Source organism: Saonia flava (assembly GCF_011927795.1).
In the GTDB taxonomy this organism is placed as follows: domain Bacteria; phylum Bacteroidota; class Bacteroidia; order Flavobacteriales; family Flavobacteriaceae; genus Saonia; species Saonia flava.
In genome coordinates this window covers 577,068-591,460 of the sequence record NZ_JAATJJ010000002.1, presented here as the reverse complement: position 1 = coordinate 591,460, position 14,393 = coordinate 577,068, and the positions used below count along the sequence as shown (strand labels likewise).

17 protein-coding genes are annotated in these 14,393 nt (G+C 34.6%); 7 read left to right on the top strand and 10 right to left on the bottom strand.

Annotated features, from left to right (window positions below; all coding sequences use genetic code 11):
• Positions 1 to 107 precede the first annotated feature (107 nt).
• Entirely contained in the window at positions 108 to 503 is a 396-nt protein-coding gene (locus tag GGR42_RS14765; protein WP_167965597.1) for a hypothetical protein, read from the bottom strand.
• A 119-nt stretch (positions 504 to 622) separates the two neighbouring features.
• On the opposite strand from GGR42_RS14765, the gene GGR42_RS14760 reads away from it, so the two are divergent.
• Both GGR42_RS14760 and GGR42_RS14755 read left to right on the top strand, forming a co-directional pair.
• The gene (locus GGR42_RS14760; protein ID WP_167965595.1) at positions 623 to 1,069 is read left to right on the top strand and encodes an Lrp/AsnC family transcriptional regulator; all 447 of its coding nucleotides are present in this window, start codon (positions 623 to 625) and stop codon (positions 1,067 to 1,069) included.
• Between the two features lie 175 nt (positions 1,070 to 1,244).
• Positions 1,245 to 2,600 carry an alpha/beta hydrolase gene (locus GGR42_RS14755; RefSeq protein WP_245201482.1) on the top strand — a complete coding sequence of 452 codons (1,356 nt, stop codon included), beginning with the start codon at positions 1,245 to 1,247 and terminating at the stop codon, positions 2,598 to 2,600.
• On the opposite strand, the gene GGR42_RS14750 is transcribed toward GGR42_RS14755, so the two are convergent.
• The gene (locus GGR42_RS14750) at positions 2,587 to 3,324 is read right to left on the bottom strand and encodes a DJ-1/PfpI family protein (RefSeq protein WP_167965591.1); all 738 of its coding nucleotides are present in this window, start codon (positions 3,322 to 3,324) and stop codon (positions 2,587 to 2,589) included. The genes GGR42_RS14755 and GGR42_RS14750 overlap by 14 nt on opposite strands.
• 60 nt (positions 3,325 to 3,384) lie before the next feature.
• Here GGR42_RS14750 and GGR42_RS14745 point away from each other — a divergent pair, with 60 nt between their 5' ends.
• Positions 3,385 to 4,035, top strand: a complete 651-nt coding sequence (locus GGR42_RS14745) for a DUF1684 domain-containing protein (RefSeq protein ID WP_167965589.1) — start codon at positions 3,385 to 3,387, stop codon at positions 4,033 to 4,035.
• Positions 4,036 to 4,066: 31 nt separating this feature from the next.
• Here the strand turns inward: GGR42_RS14745 and GGR42_RS14740 are convergent, their stop codons facing one another.
• The 7 genes from GGR42_RS14740 to crcB all read right to left on the bottom strand — a co-directional run bounded on the left by GGR42_RS14740 (position 4,067) and on the right by crcB (position 10,417).
• The gene (locus tag GGR42_RS14740; RefSeq protein WP_167965587.1) at positions 4,067 to 4,669 is read right to left on the bottom strand and encodes a carbonic anhydrase family protein; all 603 of its coding nucleotides are present in this window, start codon (positions 4,667 to 4,669) and stop codon (positions 4,067 to 4,069) included.
• Positions 4,670 to 4,746: 77 nt separating this feature from the next.
• Positions 4,747 to 6,339, bottom strand: a complete 1,593-nt coding sequence (locus GGR42_RS14735; protein WP_167965585.1) for a SulP family inorganic anion transporter — start codon at positions 6,337 to 6,339, stop codon at positions 4,747 to 4,749.
• Between the two features lie 78 nt (positions 6,340 to 6,417).
• Entirely contained in the window at positions 6,418 to 6,759 is a 342-nt protein-coding gene (locus tag GGR42_RS14730) for a hypothetical protein (protein ID WP_167965583.1), read from the bottom strand.
• A 191-nt stretch (positions 6,760 to 6,950) separates the two neighbouring features.
• Positions 6,951 to 7,994 carry an outer membrane beta-barrel protein gene (locus GGR42_RS14725; RefSeq protein WP_167965580.1) on the bottom strand — a complete coding sequence of 348 codons (1,044 nt, stop codon included), beginning with the start codon at positions 7,992 to 7,994 and terminating at the stop codon, positions 6,951 to 6,953.
• Between the two features lie 146 nt (positions 7,995 to 8,140).
• Positions 8,141 to 9,385, bottom strand: coding sequence for an ammonium transporter (locus tag GGR42_RS14720; RefSeq protein ID WP_167965578.1), 1,245 nt, complete (start codon positions 9,383 to 9,385; stop codon positions 8,141 to 8,143).
• 28 nt (positions 9,386 to 9,413) lie between these two features.
• A complete protein-coding gene (locus GGR42_RS14715; protein WP_167965576.1) occupies positions 9,414 to 9,752 on the bottom strand; it encodes a P-II family nitrogen regulator in 339 nt (112 codons plus the stop codon).
• A gap of 293 nt (positions 9,753 to 10,045) precedes the next feature.
• A complete protein-coding gene (gene crcB / locus GGR42_RS14710; protein ID WP_167965574.1) occupies positions 10,046 to 10,417 on the bottom strand; it encodes a fluoride efflux transporter CrcB in 372 nt (123 codons plus the stop codon).
• Between the two features lie 543 nt (positions 10,418 to 10,960).
• Between crcB and GGR42_RS14705 the strand changes: the two genes are divergently transcribed.
• Positions 10,961 to 11,347 carry a pyrophosphohydrolase domain-containing protein gene (locus GGR42_RS14705; protein ID WP_167965572.1) on the top strand — a complete coding sequence of 129 codons (387 nt, stop codon included), beginning with the start codon at positions 10,961 to 10,963 and terminating at the stop codon, positions 11,345 to 11,347.
• Between the two features lie 45 nt (positions 11,348 to 11,392).
• Here GGR42_RS14705 and GGR42_RS14700 read toward each other — a convergent pair whose 3' ends face one another.
• On the bottom strand, positions 11,393 to 12,457 hold the full coding sequence (locus GGR42_RS14700; protein ID WP_167966409.1) for a branched-chain amino acid aminotransferase: 1,065 nt from the start codon (positions 12,455 to 12,457) through the stop codon (positions 11,393 to 11,395).
• Between the two features lie 109 nt (positions 12,458 to 12,566).
• On the opposite strand from GGR42_RS14700, the gene GGR42_RS14695 reads away from it, so the two are divergent.
• The 3 genes from GGR42_RS14695 to GGR42_RS14685 all read left to right on the top strand — a co-directional run bounded on the left by GGR42_RS14695 (position 12,567) and on the right by GGR42_RS14685 (position 14,385).
• Complete coding sequence (locus GGR42_RS14695; protein ID WP_167965570.1) at positions 12,567 to 13,052, top strand: DUF4920 domain-containing protein; 486 nt, start codon at positions 12,567 to 12,569, stop codon at positions 13,050 to 13,052.
• A gap of 1 nt (position 13,053) precedes the next feature.
• Positions 13,054 to 13,716, top strand: coding sequence for a tRNA (5-methylaminomethyl-2-thiouridine)(34)-methyltransferase MnmD (gene mnmD / locus GGR42_RS14690; protein WP_167965568.1), 663 nt, complete (start codon positions 13,054 to 13,056; stop codon positions 13,714 to 13,716).
• Between the two features lie 108 nt (positions 13,717 to 13,824).
• Complete coding sequence (locus tag GGR42_RS14685; RefSeq protein WP_167965566.1) at positions 13,825 to 14,385, top strand: nucleotide exchange factor GrpE; 561 nt, start codon at positions 13,825 to 13,827, stop codon at positions 14,383 to 14,385.
• Positions 14,386 to 14,393: the final 8 nt, after the last annotated feature.

Sequence of the window (14,393 nt, the reverse complement as noted above, 5' to 3'; positions counted from 1 at the left end):
AGTCAAATATTAAATGGTAAAAATATAGAAAAACCCTGGTTCATTGTATTTGATGAGCGGTGTATTTAAAAAAAGAATAGGGAAGGGGAAAAGATTTAAATGGCATTTTACATCCTTCTTAAGGATCGTCTCCATAATTTATATGCCAAACGAAAACTTTTTATTTCGTTTCTAAGGAGATTTATATATTCCTTTTCTTTAAAGCCATCTTTTTCCAAGCCATTACAGTAGGAAAGAATGTTTCTTGTCATAATATTTACATAAAGGACATTCTTCATTCTAGTAGCGTAGGATTCTGTACGCTCTGCCTGTTCAATTTTTTGAGGAATCAATATAGCATCGGTAATTATGGAATTGGCAATAATGTCCCTGTGGCTATTGGACTGGTATAATTTTAAAAGATCCTTATTGGAAGAGATATAGGATACAATCTCTCTACTAATTTCACAGAGAGACAGTGATTTACGATAAACCGGAACAGTATTTAAATTTTTATAGGGCATGGGGTATTTATAGCAAAATTTTAATTAAAATTACGTCGTAATCTGTATATTTATCTTTAGTTTTAAAAGAAATTATGTATTTTTTGTTTTAAATACTAATTTTTTAATAGTCAAAACTTATGAATATTAAAATTGATGAATTAAACTGGGAAATTTTAAAGTGTTTGCAGGGAAATGCTAGGGAATCCTTTGCCAATATGGGTAGAAAAGTTGGACTTACTGCCCCGGCTGTGGCTGAACGTGTAAAGAAGATGGAGGATACTGGAATAATATCTGGTTACAGTACAGAGATTTCATATACAGCAGTTGGTTATCAATTAAAGGCTATAATAACATTAAGAGCTTTTATGGGGAAATTAAAGCCTTTTTTGGAAATTGTGAGTTCATTTGATGAGGTTGTAAATTGTTACAGAATTACTGGTGATGAGAACATAGTAATGGAGGTCGTGCTTCAAAATCAATCACATTTAGAAAAATTTATAGATAGACTTATTACTTATGGTGAGACTAGAACACACATAATATTGTCCAATGTGGTTTCCAATGCTCCAATCAAAAAAAAGTAAATGGTCATTATAAATAGACGTTTCACTGTTTTAAAATTGACTTGGTAATAAATCTATTATGTAACTTTAATTCAAATTTTTTGGCTAGATTTTTGATGAGATTATTTGTATGAAAAGAAAAATATTACTTCTGTGCTTTTGTATTTCAGTTCCTTTTTGTTTGAGCGCGCAACAAATGACCCTTAAAAAGGGAGTTATAATAAATTCATTGAAAATTGCGGACTCTTTACCCAACGAGACTTTTTCATTATACCTTCCAACTAGTTTTGATACTTCTAAAAGCTGGCCAGTACTTTTTGTTTTTGATGTTGAAGGAAAAAGTGCACAGGCCATAGGTATGTTTAGGAGTAGTGCGGAAGAATTGGGCTATATTCTTGCGGCATCAAGCAACGTACATGATAGTCTACCCACAACACAGAATATTTTGATTTCCAATAGAATGATAAATAAGGTATTTGAGATTTTGCCAATTCATAGAAACAGAGTGTATACAGGAGGTTTTTCCAATGGGGCAAGGTTGGCATCAATAATACCACTATTTATAAAAGAAATTGAAGGAGTTATATCTTGTGGTGCAAATATTAGAAGTGTAGAGCTGTTAAACTCTAAAAACCCTTTTCACTTCATTGGCATAGTTGGAAGAGAAGATTATAATTATAAGGAAATGATAGATTTTAAGAAAACCTTAAATAGATTGAAGTTTCCCAATCAACTTTTAAAATTTGATGGAGGCCATGAATGGCCAAATATTAACCTTATTAAGTCTTCTATGGAAATATTTACTTTGGCCTCCATGGCCAAGGGAAATATAGAAAAGGACAGTTCCTATGTAAATACCCTTTACAATGAAAGTATGTTGGAATTAAATACTTTGTTAGATTCCAATGATTTGTTAAAAGCCAATGAGCTAATAGAGGAATCATTGTCAATATACAGACCTTTTAAAGAAATGGATTCCTTATTGAAAAGAAAAAAGGAGCTTAGGAAGAACAAATGGTTTAAGTCTATTAACAGAAATGAGAATGCAGCTATTTTGAAAGAGGCGTTTTTGAAAGATGAATATTCCTATTCTTTGGAAGAAGATGTTCTCGCCTACAACTTTAACAATTTAGGCTGGTGGAACTATCAAATGGGTGAGCTAAAAAAATATATAGACAGTAAAGATAGGGCGCAACAGTTAATGGGAAAGCGTTTACTTGGATATATAAATGCATTGGTGGAAGATACGATAGATATACTGGAGTCCGAAAAAAAGGTGGAAGAAGAAGGAGTTCGTTTTTTATGGATGTTAAAAACAATTACCGAACCAAATAATTATACATATTACCTAAAAATTATTTCTGATAGTGCCCGAATAGTCGATTATGGTACTGCATTGTTCTATTTGGAAGAGGCTCTAAAGAATGGTTATAACAACAAAAATGAACTGTATTCCTTGAGGCATACAGAACTTTTGAGAATTACACCAGAGTTTAATTCCATAGTTTCTAAATATCTAAAGGAAGCCAGATACGATTTTATTGAGGAATAAACCTAGGAACTGCTTCTAAATCCCAATCTATGACAAGACCCCTTGCTAAGGAATTCGCAATTTCTTTGCCATATAAATGTTCGCAAAGGTGAAGAGCTGCCTCAAAACTTTTTGCTCCACCAGCAGATGTAATGTACTTGCCATCATGTACAAATAGTACACTATCCTTAATCTTTATGTTGGGAAACATTTTTTTATAGGCATCAATGTCACTTGGAAAAGTAGTAGAGACTACATGGTCCAATAGACCTGCTTTGGCCAAAACAAAAGCTCCATCACAATGAGAGGTGATAAAAAGAGCCTGTTTATCAACTTTTTTTATAAAATTGAGCATAAGGGTGTCATTTAAATCAGTATCCAAATGATGCTCCGCACTTGGAACTACCAATATATCTATTTGTGGAATGGAATCTTTTGTATAATCATAATCTGGTAAAACCCGTACACCTTCAAAAGTGGTTATGGGCTTTAAAGTATTGGCAACTGTAAAAGTGTTCATTGCCTTTATATTTTTTCTATACTGGGTATGTTGAAAAATATCAAAAGGAGCAGTAAATTCAGTATTATAGGTGCCATCCATTATTAAAAAAGCAACATTGTACCTATTGGGTTCCAATATGGGAAATATTCTTTCTACGATGTCAGTTTTATCTTTATGGCCAGATTTTTTACTACAAGAAATTATGGATAAAAAACCGAAAATTAAAAGAAAGATTTTTTTCATTGAAAAAGAATTATAGTACTCAAGTTAGTATAAATTGTAATTTTGAGTAAACTTATGACAATGAAATATTTTTATTTACTGGTGGCGCTGGCATTTTTAAGTTGCAAGGATGGAAGAAAATATCATGATTCCAGTAGTTTAGAAGATAAAGAATACCAAAATGGGTTGTTGGGGGACATACTTCAATTTCAAGATGAACTAAATTCAGAATACAAGAATCCTGATAAGTCCCCCTTGCCGGACAGACACCGTAAAAACTTTGAAGGCTTAAGTTTTTTTGCTCCGGATACTAGTTATGTTGTTGAGGCAAAATTTGTTAGGACTCCTGAAGCTGTACCTTTTTTAATGCCCACAACATCAGGCGAGAAGTCTGAAGAAGTGGTTTACGGAATTGTCCATTTTTCGTTAAATGGAAAAGAGCATCAGCTAGAAATTTATCAAAACAAAAAATTGATGTTGGAAGAGAGGTATAGAAATTATCTCTTCCTACCTTTTATGGACGATACCAATGGAGAAGAAACCTATGGAGGAGGGCGTTATATTGATTTGACAATTCCAGAGGGGAATTCAATTGTAATCGATTTTAACAAAGCCTACAATCCGTATTGTGCTTACAACAAAAAATATTCCTGCCCATTGGTGCCTGGAGTAAATACGCTGGATACCAGAGTTTTGGCGGGAGTGAAGGATTTTAAAAGAGATAAAAAATAAAGCCCGGTCGTGACCGGGCTTTTGACGATGTTTATAAGAAATCTACTTTTCCACTGGACACATCATAGATAGCGCCTACAATTTCTATTTCATCATTTTTTTCCATTTCAGCAAGTATGGGACTTTCATCCCTAATTCTATCAATAGAAAGCTGAACATTTATTTTTGCAACACTTTCTACCTCAACTTCATTGTTCTCAACTTTCGATTGTTTGACCGCGGGCATAATTTTGTCCAACAATGGGGTGATATTCCCCAATTTTACATCCTTGCATGCGGCGGTAACGGCACCACATTTTGTATGCCCCATAACGACTACGATTTTTGACCCAGCCACTTTGCAGGCATATTCCATTGAGCCCAGTATATCTTCATTGATTATGTTTCCTGCGACACGGGCACTGAAAATGTCACCAATACCTTGGTCAAAAACCAATTCAGCAGGTACTCTGGAATCAATACAGCTCAATATGATTGCAAAAGGGTATTGGCCCTTACTGGTTTCCAAAACTTGTTCCTTAAGATTTCGTTGGGCCTTTAAATTTTCAACAAACCTTTTATTTCCCTCAACCAATATGTTATGGGCGTCTTTTGGTGTTAAGTTTTCTTGCGTAAATTTTGTCTGTGTTTTCATTTATTTTTTTTTGTTGCCTCCGGCATTATTTACAATTCTTTCTATGTACGTTTAAACCCTATTAGGATTGCTGAATCCTAGTTTAGACTTAGGTTAGATTTTGGTCTATTTCTAAAAAACTCCGCAAAACTTTCAGGATTTTCAATGACCCCTCTTTTAGAAATCAATTTAATATCTATGTTCCTTTCCTTTGCCTTGATTCCAAAATCATCCAATATTTCAATAATATCGTGGTCAAGATATCGGGTTTTAATCAGGTCAATTTCTAGATAAGTATCTTCCGGTAGACTATCAAGTTCTTTTAGAATAGCCCCTTTGTTGATAAAGGTAACCTCCTCGGCTAATGTCATCTTGATACGGTGCTTTCCGTTACTTTTGTCTTCAATATGTAGGAAATGTGAATTTTGGTAGCTTTTAATCAAAATAACAATGATTCCAACAACCAAACCTAATCCTATACCCCATAAAAGGTCAACAAAAACAATACCTAGTATGGTTATGATAAAGGGTATGAACTGTTTCCAACCCAATTTGTACATGGTTTTGAACAAAGTGGGTTTAGCCAATTTATAACCAACCAAAAATAAAATTGCTGCCAATACTGATAAAGGAATCATGTTCAGGAGACTTGGAATTAGTATAACAGATATTAAAAGAAAAAAACCATGTACAATAGCCGATAACTTTGACTGTCCCCCAGATTGTATATTGGCACTACTTCTAACAATAACCTGGGTTATTGGTAATCCACCAATCATCCCAGAGATTATGTTTCCGGTACCTTGAGCCAAAAGTTCGCGATTTGTTGGAGTCACTCTTTTATGTGGATCCAATTTGTCTGTAGCTTCTACGCATAAAAGAGTCTCTAAACTTGCTACAAGGGCAATTGTAAATCCAGTTATCCATATCTCTGGATTTCCGATTACACCAAAATTTGGAAAGCTGAACTGGGCAATGAAGGAGCTGGCGTCTTCTGGTACGGGAACACTAACCAAGTGTTGGGGGGAGATGGCCAAGGTTTCATTCCCATTTGTTAGAATATAATAAATAATTCCAACGACAACCGCTACTAAAGGGCCTTGTATTAATTCAAAAATCTTACCTTTTTTCTTTAATACCTTTTCCCATAAAATAAGAATAAACAGCCCAATCAGTGCAATAATGGTAGCGCCTGGACTTATATGGTTAATGGTGTTAATGATTTCAGAAAAGGTATTCTCACCATCGACTTGAAAAAAGGCCCAATCACCTTCTGGGTCCGAATCGTACCCAAAAAAATGGGGAATCTGTTTTAAGATAATGATAATGCCAATACCAGTAAGCATACCCTTGATAACCGAAGAGGGAAAATAGTATCCAATTATACCCAATCTAAGTACACCAAATAGTATTTGAATTATACCACCAAGAACTACAGCAACTAAAAAGTTTTGGTAACCGCCCAAGGCTGTTATTGCAGTTAATACAATAGCTGCTAGTCCAGCAGCTGGACCACTGACACCGATGTGTGATCCACTTAGGAGACCAACTACAATTCCTCCAATTATTCCGGCAATTAATCCAGAAAATAATGGGGCGCCACTGGCCAAAGCAATACCAAGGCATAAAGGTAGTGCGACAAAAAATACGACGATACTTGCTGGCAAGTCGTTTTTAATATGTTTAAACATTAATATAACTTTTAGATCTTCTTATTATTAAAGAAGAATTGTTAGAAATTTTAATTTAAAAAGAAAAAGGAAAATATTTTAGAAGAGAAGATAGTTCATCTCTGGAGGGGGGGAATGGATACTAAGTTTAAAGTTTAAAATGTTCTCGGGTTGTTTAAAAAAATTATGAACGGAGTATACATCCAATAGGAAGGTATTAAAAATTAAAAGATCAAGAGCTGCTTCCTCCTGCTCAAAATCAATATTTTGTTCATTTTCTGATTGTTCTCCTTTTTTAGAATCTTCAAACAGTTCGTGTTCAGCCTCGGAAAGTTGATTGCATATAAAAGCAACGGGTTTGGCCAATACCGAAAGCACAAGGCATATCATAAAGAAATGTCCTATGAAATTAGCAATAATGGTCTTTGAGTTGGCTTTCATTTAATTTTATAAATTAAAGTTTTATTATATGCTCTATAAAGAAGACCAAAGTACTTTTAATGTGTTAAATATAAAAGTCAATTTTTTGGATTAACATATATTTAAGTTTTTCAGAGGAGAACTATTTATTTGTCAAAAAAAAAGCCCTTTGCATAGAAAGGGCTTTTTGTACACTATTATTTTAAAACAATTTAGAAAGCATAAATCGCAGCCAATACAAAAGATGATAGACTTTTGCTTGGGTCTAAATCGGAATCAATAAATGCATTTTCAGAAGTGCTGTCCAAACGTAATTCTGGTTTAATGATTAGGTCGCCAATTGTAGCACTACCTGTTAGGGTCACAGCTAAAACGCTTGTGTCTTCCATGCCGGTTCCTATTGCGCCAAAATCACCTGTTTCTACAAAATATTCACCTCTAAGACCCAAAGAGAAGTTTTCTGAAGTTGCTAATTGAGGATAAAGTGCTACACCTGCAAATCCAACCCCATCATTATCATAGTATGCGCCATTTATTCCTAAAAAGAAATCATCTGAAAGGTCAAAACCACCAGTATAGTCAATTTCATAAGCACCATCATCCAATAAGAAATTCACATATTGTCCAAAGAAACCTACTTGAGCTCCAAAAGCATAATCCCCAGTTGGGTTAAATTCTGTTAAATCTGTTGGGTTCATAACGGCAAGCATAAGAGACCAATCATCATCGATAGCGAAATCTGCTTTAATACCAGTATGGCTAAATGGTCCATAAGAAAATAAATAAGAAGTGCTGTAATTAAAATTGGCAGCTGGCGAAATAACCTCATACCCTAAAAAGGTATTGAAGTTACCAAGGGTCAAAGTTACACTTTCACTTACATTCCAATAGGCATATAATTGATTTACAATGTTACCAGTAGCAGAGTACATTGGGGATGCAAAAACTGCATCTGTACCTCTTGGGCCAAATACTAAATCTGCAACAAACCCTGCTTTTTCACCTTCATAGGAAGCAACTACATTTGCCATGCCCAAAGCAAAGCCAGGTAAATTTGCAAATGACGAACCTGGTGCAATCGCATTTTCATCATTTGGTCCACTTAAATTGGCTCTATAGTATGCATCTACTGTACCGGTAATGGATAGTTTTTTTTCTTCCTCCTCTTCCTGAGCAAAAGAAAGTGTAGTCGTTAACAATGCAAATGCGAATAAAAATGCATTTTTTACGTAATTTGTAGTTGTAATCGTTTTCATATTTAAATGTTTTAATAATTCCTTAGGTTTCTTAGTTAAAAGGAATCGAATTGTTTTAATTACTTCGTATTATTTTGAGAAAGGTTATAAAACGGAGCGTTCTGCAAAACGCTCCGTTGTTATATATATATATATATATATGATTCTTAGTGTTCGTTCATTCTAAAATCACCATAGGCGTTCATTCCATGCTCATGACCATCCAGACCTTCCAACTCTTCTTCTTTGGAAACTCTGATTCCAACAGTTTTCTTAAGAACAAACATGATAATGAAAGCTGTAATGCAACAGAATACGGCTGCTGCTGCAACACCAGTTAACTGCCACATAAATTGTTGTCCACTTGCCAATCCACCGAAAATACCTACTGCCAATGTGCCCCAGATACCACAAATTAAGTGTACTGCAACTGCACCAACTGGATCATCTAATTTTAATTTGTCTATCAATGCGATTCCCAATACAACAATAATACCAGCTATGAGACCAATGATTACTGCCTCGTTAGGTGACATTTGGTCAGCACCTGCGGTAATACCTACAAGACCAGCCAAAATACCATTTAAAAACATGGTTAAATCGTAATTCTTATATAGGATGGTTGAGAACAAGAAGGCTCCAACACCACCTGCAGCGGCTGCTAAACATGTAGTAACCAATACCAATGAAGTTAATTCTGGGTCGGCAGATAGCACAGAACCACCGTTAAATCCAAACCACCCCAGCCATAGGATTAAGACTCCTGCTGCTGATAATGGAAGGTTGTGACCCGGAATGGCATTTGGTTTTCCATCTTCACCAAATTTACCAATACGTGAACCTAGCAACCAGATAGCTATCAAAGCCGCCCATCCACCTACAGAGTGTACTAAAGTAGAACCTGCGAAATCATAGAAACCTCCATCATCACCTCCAAGGGTAGATAAAAATCCACCACCCCATTGCCATGAACCTACTATGGGGTATACTAATCCTACATATACAATGGTGAATATCATAAATGGTCCTAATTTTATTCTTTCCGCAACTGCACCGGAAACAATAGTTGCTGCTGTTGCTGCGAACATGCCTTGGAACAAGAAATCTGTCCACCAAGTGTATCCTCCATCTGCATAATCGGGAGTCATGCCACCTTCTGGAGCTCCAATTCCAAATCCTGCAAATCCTACATACCCATTAAAATCTCCTGGGTACATTAGATTAAATCCTCCTATGTAGTATAATAAAAGGCCTACACATATTATAAATACATTTTTAAATAATATGTTTACTGTGTTTTTTTGTCTGGTTAGTCCAATCTCCAAAAAAGAGAAACCCAAGTGCATAAAGAATACCAGGGCGGTACATATCATCATCCAAACGTTGTTTGCTGTAAATAATCCTGCGTCCATATTGTAAATTGTTAGTTAGTTTAGTTTATTAGTTGATTCCAGCTTGGCCACTTTCCTTGGTTCTTATTCTATATGCGTCACTTATTTCTGAAACAAAGATTTTACCATCACCAACATTACCGGAATAAGCTGCTTCCAATAAAGTGTTTACTGTTTTTTCCAAAAAATCATCCGATACCACAACTACCAAATACCTTCTTTGGATATCTGTTGTACTATAAGAGATGCCACGATACACATGGCCCTGCTTTTCATTTCCAACTCCAGTTACATCCCAGTAACTAAAGAAGTTAACCTCAATTTGATGAAGTGCTTTTTTCACTTCGTCAAATTTTGACTTTCTAATAATTGCCTCGATTTTTTTCATAATTAATTTGTTGTTTATATCGCCAAATATATGTTAAAATAATTATGACCCTAAAGTTAAGAGGGTGTTAATGGATATTTTTATTTTTATTTCAATAGAACCCCATTTATTTTGAGGGTATCGTTTTTTATCATCAAAAAAAATGATTATTTGATTATTCTACTTTACTTTTTCATGAGGATGATTGAGAATTAAATAAAGAATACACCCCTTTTGGTGCGAATAGTTTAAAAAACAGCACAAAAGGTTGTGTTTATGTTAAAAAATAAAAAAAATGTAAAAGAAAGTGTTATTTATAACATTTTTGAAAGCCATAAACCAAGGGCTATAGCAATGACACCAATAACTATACTTAATATGGTATAAATTGAAAATTGGAAAAGTTCTCCAGTCTTTAAAAGGGAATGTCCTTCATATGAAAATGTAGAAAAAGTGGTGAAGCCCCCACAAAAACCTGTTGATAATAATAAAGTTTGATTGGGTGTTAGATAATTACCCCTTGCAGAGATGCCCAAAATGAAACCAATAAGTAGACAACCTATTATATTGACTAGAAAAGTACCTAAAAAAAAATGTTGCAAATGACTATTATATGCCTTGCTGATAAGAAAGCGAAGAATACTTCCAAAACCGCCTCCTAAAAATACCAATACTACTTGTTTCATACTTTAAAAGTATAAAACTAAATCGCCTTTTTGTAATTTGAAGGAAGTAAATCTATAGGATAGATTTTTGTTATTGGAGTTTTTGAAACAGCATTTTTATTTTTGCTGATACCACTATTTGCTCTATTTACACTAAAAATCAAAAGGATTGCATTAAGCCCCAATAATCCTAACAATATGCTAAAAAATATTACCATTTAACCTAAATTCTTAACATTATAACGCAAAAGTACGTCTTTTCTTATCTTATACGAGGGAAATAGTAATTATGTTGTGAAAGTGTTAATTTTTGTGGCGTATGCAATAGGTGTGTCAATATTTAAGAATTTGTTTAATTATAAAAAGAATTACTATGAATATAGCAAAGGTTAGGCCTACCCACTTAATACCCTTATAACTCTTGGAGTGCGTTTTTTTATCTTTTTTGTATGAAAAAAAAATAATAATTGTGAAAATTAACACAAAAATGGCAGCAAAAATTAATTGCCCGTTACTAAACATATTTTATATTTTTATGCAAAATTAATATAAAACAAATCAATAATGAAGGCAAAAATAAAAGCGGTAGAGAAGTTTCATAAATGTTTTGGAATGGGCGTGTCCCATGAAATGAAAGCTGATTTAGGTGAAAGGAAAAATTTGTTGCGTTTTAATTTAATGGATGAGGAGAACAAGGAGTATTTAGAGGCTGCTGGAAATAATGATTTGGTTGAAGTGGCAGATGCCCTTGGCGATATGCTCTATATTTTATGTGGAACAATATTGGAACATGGAATGCAATTTAAAATAGAAGAGGTTTTTAATGAGATACAACGTAGCAATATGAGTAAATTAGGTGCCGATGGCAAACCCATATATAGGGAAGATGGTAAGGTTTTAAAAGGCCCTAATTATTTTAAACCCAATATTCAAGAGATTCTTGATAAATAAAAAAAGCACCCTTTTGGTGCTTTTTTTACTATTTAGGTTAGAAATTTATACTTTATATCTCCATCCAAACTTATCTTCAGTTTTATTATACTGTATGTCTGTAATTCTTTTTTTCAGCAAAGAAGCGTAACTGCTTTCAAGTTCGGGCAAGTCATAGTTCATATTTTTATGTCCAAAACCAGAAATGGGCGAAACTACGGCGGCCGTTCCTGCTCCGAACATTTCTTTCAAAATACCTTTTTTTGACGCTTCAACCACCTCGCTTACTGTGATTTTTCTAATCTCAACGGGGATTCCTTCATCTTCAGCAATGGTTATAATACTTTTGCGGGTGATACCATCTAGGATACGGTCGCTTGTTGGACCAGTAATGAGTGTATCATTAATTCTAACAAAAATATTCATTGCCCCAGCTTCTTCAATATATTCATGGGTATTGTCATCCGTCCAAATTACTTGCTGATATCCTTTTTTTACTGCCAACTGGGTTGGATAAAACTGACCGGCATAATTCCCACCTGCTTTTGCGAAGCCAACACCTCCATTGGCGGATCTAGAGTAGGTTTCTTCTATTAGGACTTTTACTTTTCCAGAAAAATAAGATCCAGAAGGAGCGCAAGCAATAATAAATTTGTATTCATCTGCTGGTGAGGCGTGGAACCCTTTTCCAGATGCAAATATAAAGGGCCTAATATATAGGGAGCTTCCCTCGGATTGTGGAATCCATTTTTTTTCCAATTTCAAGAGAGTCTTTAGGCCTTCCATGAAATATTCTTCTGGTAATTCTGGAATCGCCATTCTCTTTGCGGAAATGTTCAAACGTTTCTGGTTGTCCAAAGGCCGGAATAACCATACATCATTATTACTATCTTTATAGGCTTTCATTCCCTCAAAGATAGACTGGCCATAATGGAAAATCTTAGCAGATGGATCTAAGGTAATAGGTTGATAAGGTATAATTTTTGGAATTTCCCATGCGCCATTTTTATAATCACAGACGAGCATATGGTCTGTAAAAACACTGCCAAATGATAAATTATCAAAATCTATCTGGTCAATTTTAGATGTTTTTACTTTCTCAACAACAATATTCTGTACAGTTGTATCCATCATAACAAACTTTTTTGGTGGAGTAAAATTAATGAAATATCCCAACGTGGGCTTTATTTTTTGGTCAAAATTGTTGAGTTTTGTAGCATGATTAAAAATTTTTAGAAATATGAAAGGATTTAATATACTATGTGCGATTGTTGCATTATTTTTTTCGGAGGCTTCAATGTCTCAAGTAACAGAGAATAAGACCGACTATCTTTCTTTTGGAAAGCAGATAACTATGGAAGGTGCAGGTACTTCATTAGAGGCATCCGAAGTATATCAGAATTTAAAAATAAAAGATACAATCTCTACCAAGTTTAGTGCAAAAGTTACAGATGTTTGCCAAGCTAAGGGATGCTGGATGAAACTTAGTTTGGAAGATGGTAAAGAAACTATGGTTCGCTTTAAGGATTATGGATTTTTTATGCCCATGAATATTGTTGGGCAAGAAGTTGTTGTAAATGGACTGGCCTTTGTGGAGGAAATGAGCGTGGCGGACCAAAAACATTTTGCCAAAGATGGTGGGGCATCAGAAGAAGAAATAAATAAGATAACTGATGTTAAAAAAACATTTGGTTTTGAGGCTGATGGAGTGCTCATAAAGCAATAAATTGAAAAGAAAAATTATTACTACCTCTGATGGTTCCAAAACCATACAGATAGAAGATTGGAACGAACAATACCATTCCAAACATGGGGCTATCCAAGAGGCTTACCATGTTTTTATAAAACACGGGCTTTCACTTTATAGTAATGAATCCATTGCCCTTTTAGAAATAGGCTTCGGAACAGGGTTAAATGCTTTGATAACATTAATTGAATCCCAAAAAAAGAAACTTAGAGTTGAGTATACAGGGGTTGAAGCTTTTCCAGTGAGTGGAGAAGAAATAGAAGAACTCAATTATATTTCCCAACTTAATGCCAGTTCTTTTGAGAATTGTTTTGTAAAAATGCATCAATCAACATGGGAAGATAATATTCCAATTATTGACGATTTCACTTTAATCAAACAAAAAAAGGATTTTATGCAGATTAATGAGCAAGAAAAGTATAACCTTGTTTATTTTGATGCTTTTGGCGCTAGGGTTCAGCCAGAGTTGTGGACGGAAACCATTTTTAAAAAAATGCATGATGCACTCCAAAAGAATGGGGTACTGGTAACTTATTCTGCAAAAGGGAGTGTGAGAAGAGCCATGCAGGCAGTAGGTTTTACTGTGGAACGTTTGCCGGGCCCTCCCGGAAAACGAGAAATGCTAAGAGCAACAAAGCCCTAATAGTGATATTCATCCCCAAATATGTAAAGTTTAGTGACATTTTGACATTTTTAAAGAATTGGCAGTACTTTTGCCATCCTAAAATCAGATATTTTTAACGCTAATTATATGAGTAAAGAAGATAAAGTCGAAAATATGGAGGAACCCATTTCTGAGTCACAAGCGAATGAAGAAATGCGAAACTATATAGAAGAGCAAGTGGATGAGGTGGAAGAAATGAGTATAGAAGAACAACTTAGAGAAGATTTAGCAAAGGAAAAGGATAAGTTTCTGCGTCTTTTTGCTGAATTTGAAAACTATAAAAAGCGTACTTCCAAAGAACGTATGGAACTTTTTAAGACGGCTGGGCAAGAAGTAATTGTAGCTATGTTGCCAGTCATAGATGATTTTGACCGTGCATTAAAAGAACTTTCAAAATCCGAGGATAAAGAAATGTTCAAGGGTGTGGAACTTATCAGTAATAAGTTTAAGGAAGTATTAAAGAGCAAAGGTATGCAAGAAGTAGGTGTAGAAGCAGGAGATGCTTTTGATGCAGAGGTGCATGATGCCATAACACAAATACCGGCACCCGATAAAAAGCTCAAGGGGAAAATTATAGATGTAATTGAAAAGGGCTTTAAACTAGGGGATAAAATTATTCGCCATCCTAAAGTCGTGGTAGGCAACTAAAAATATAG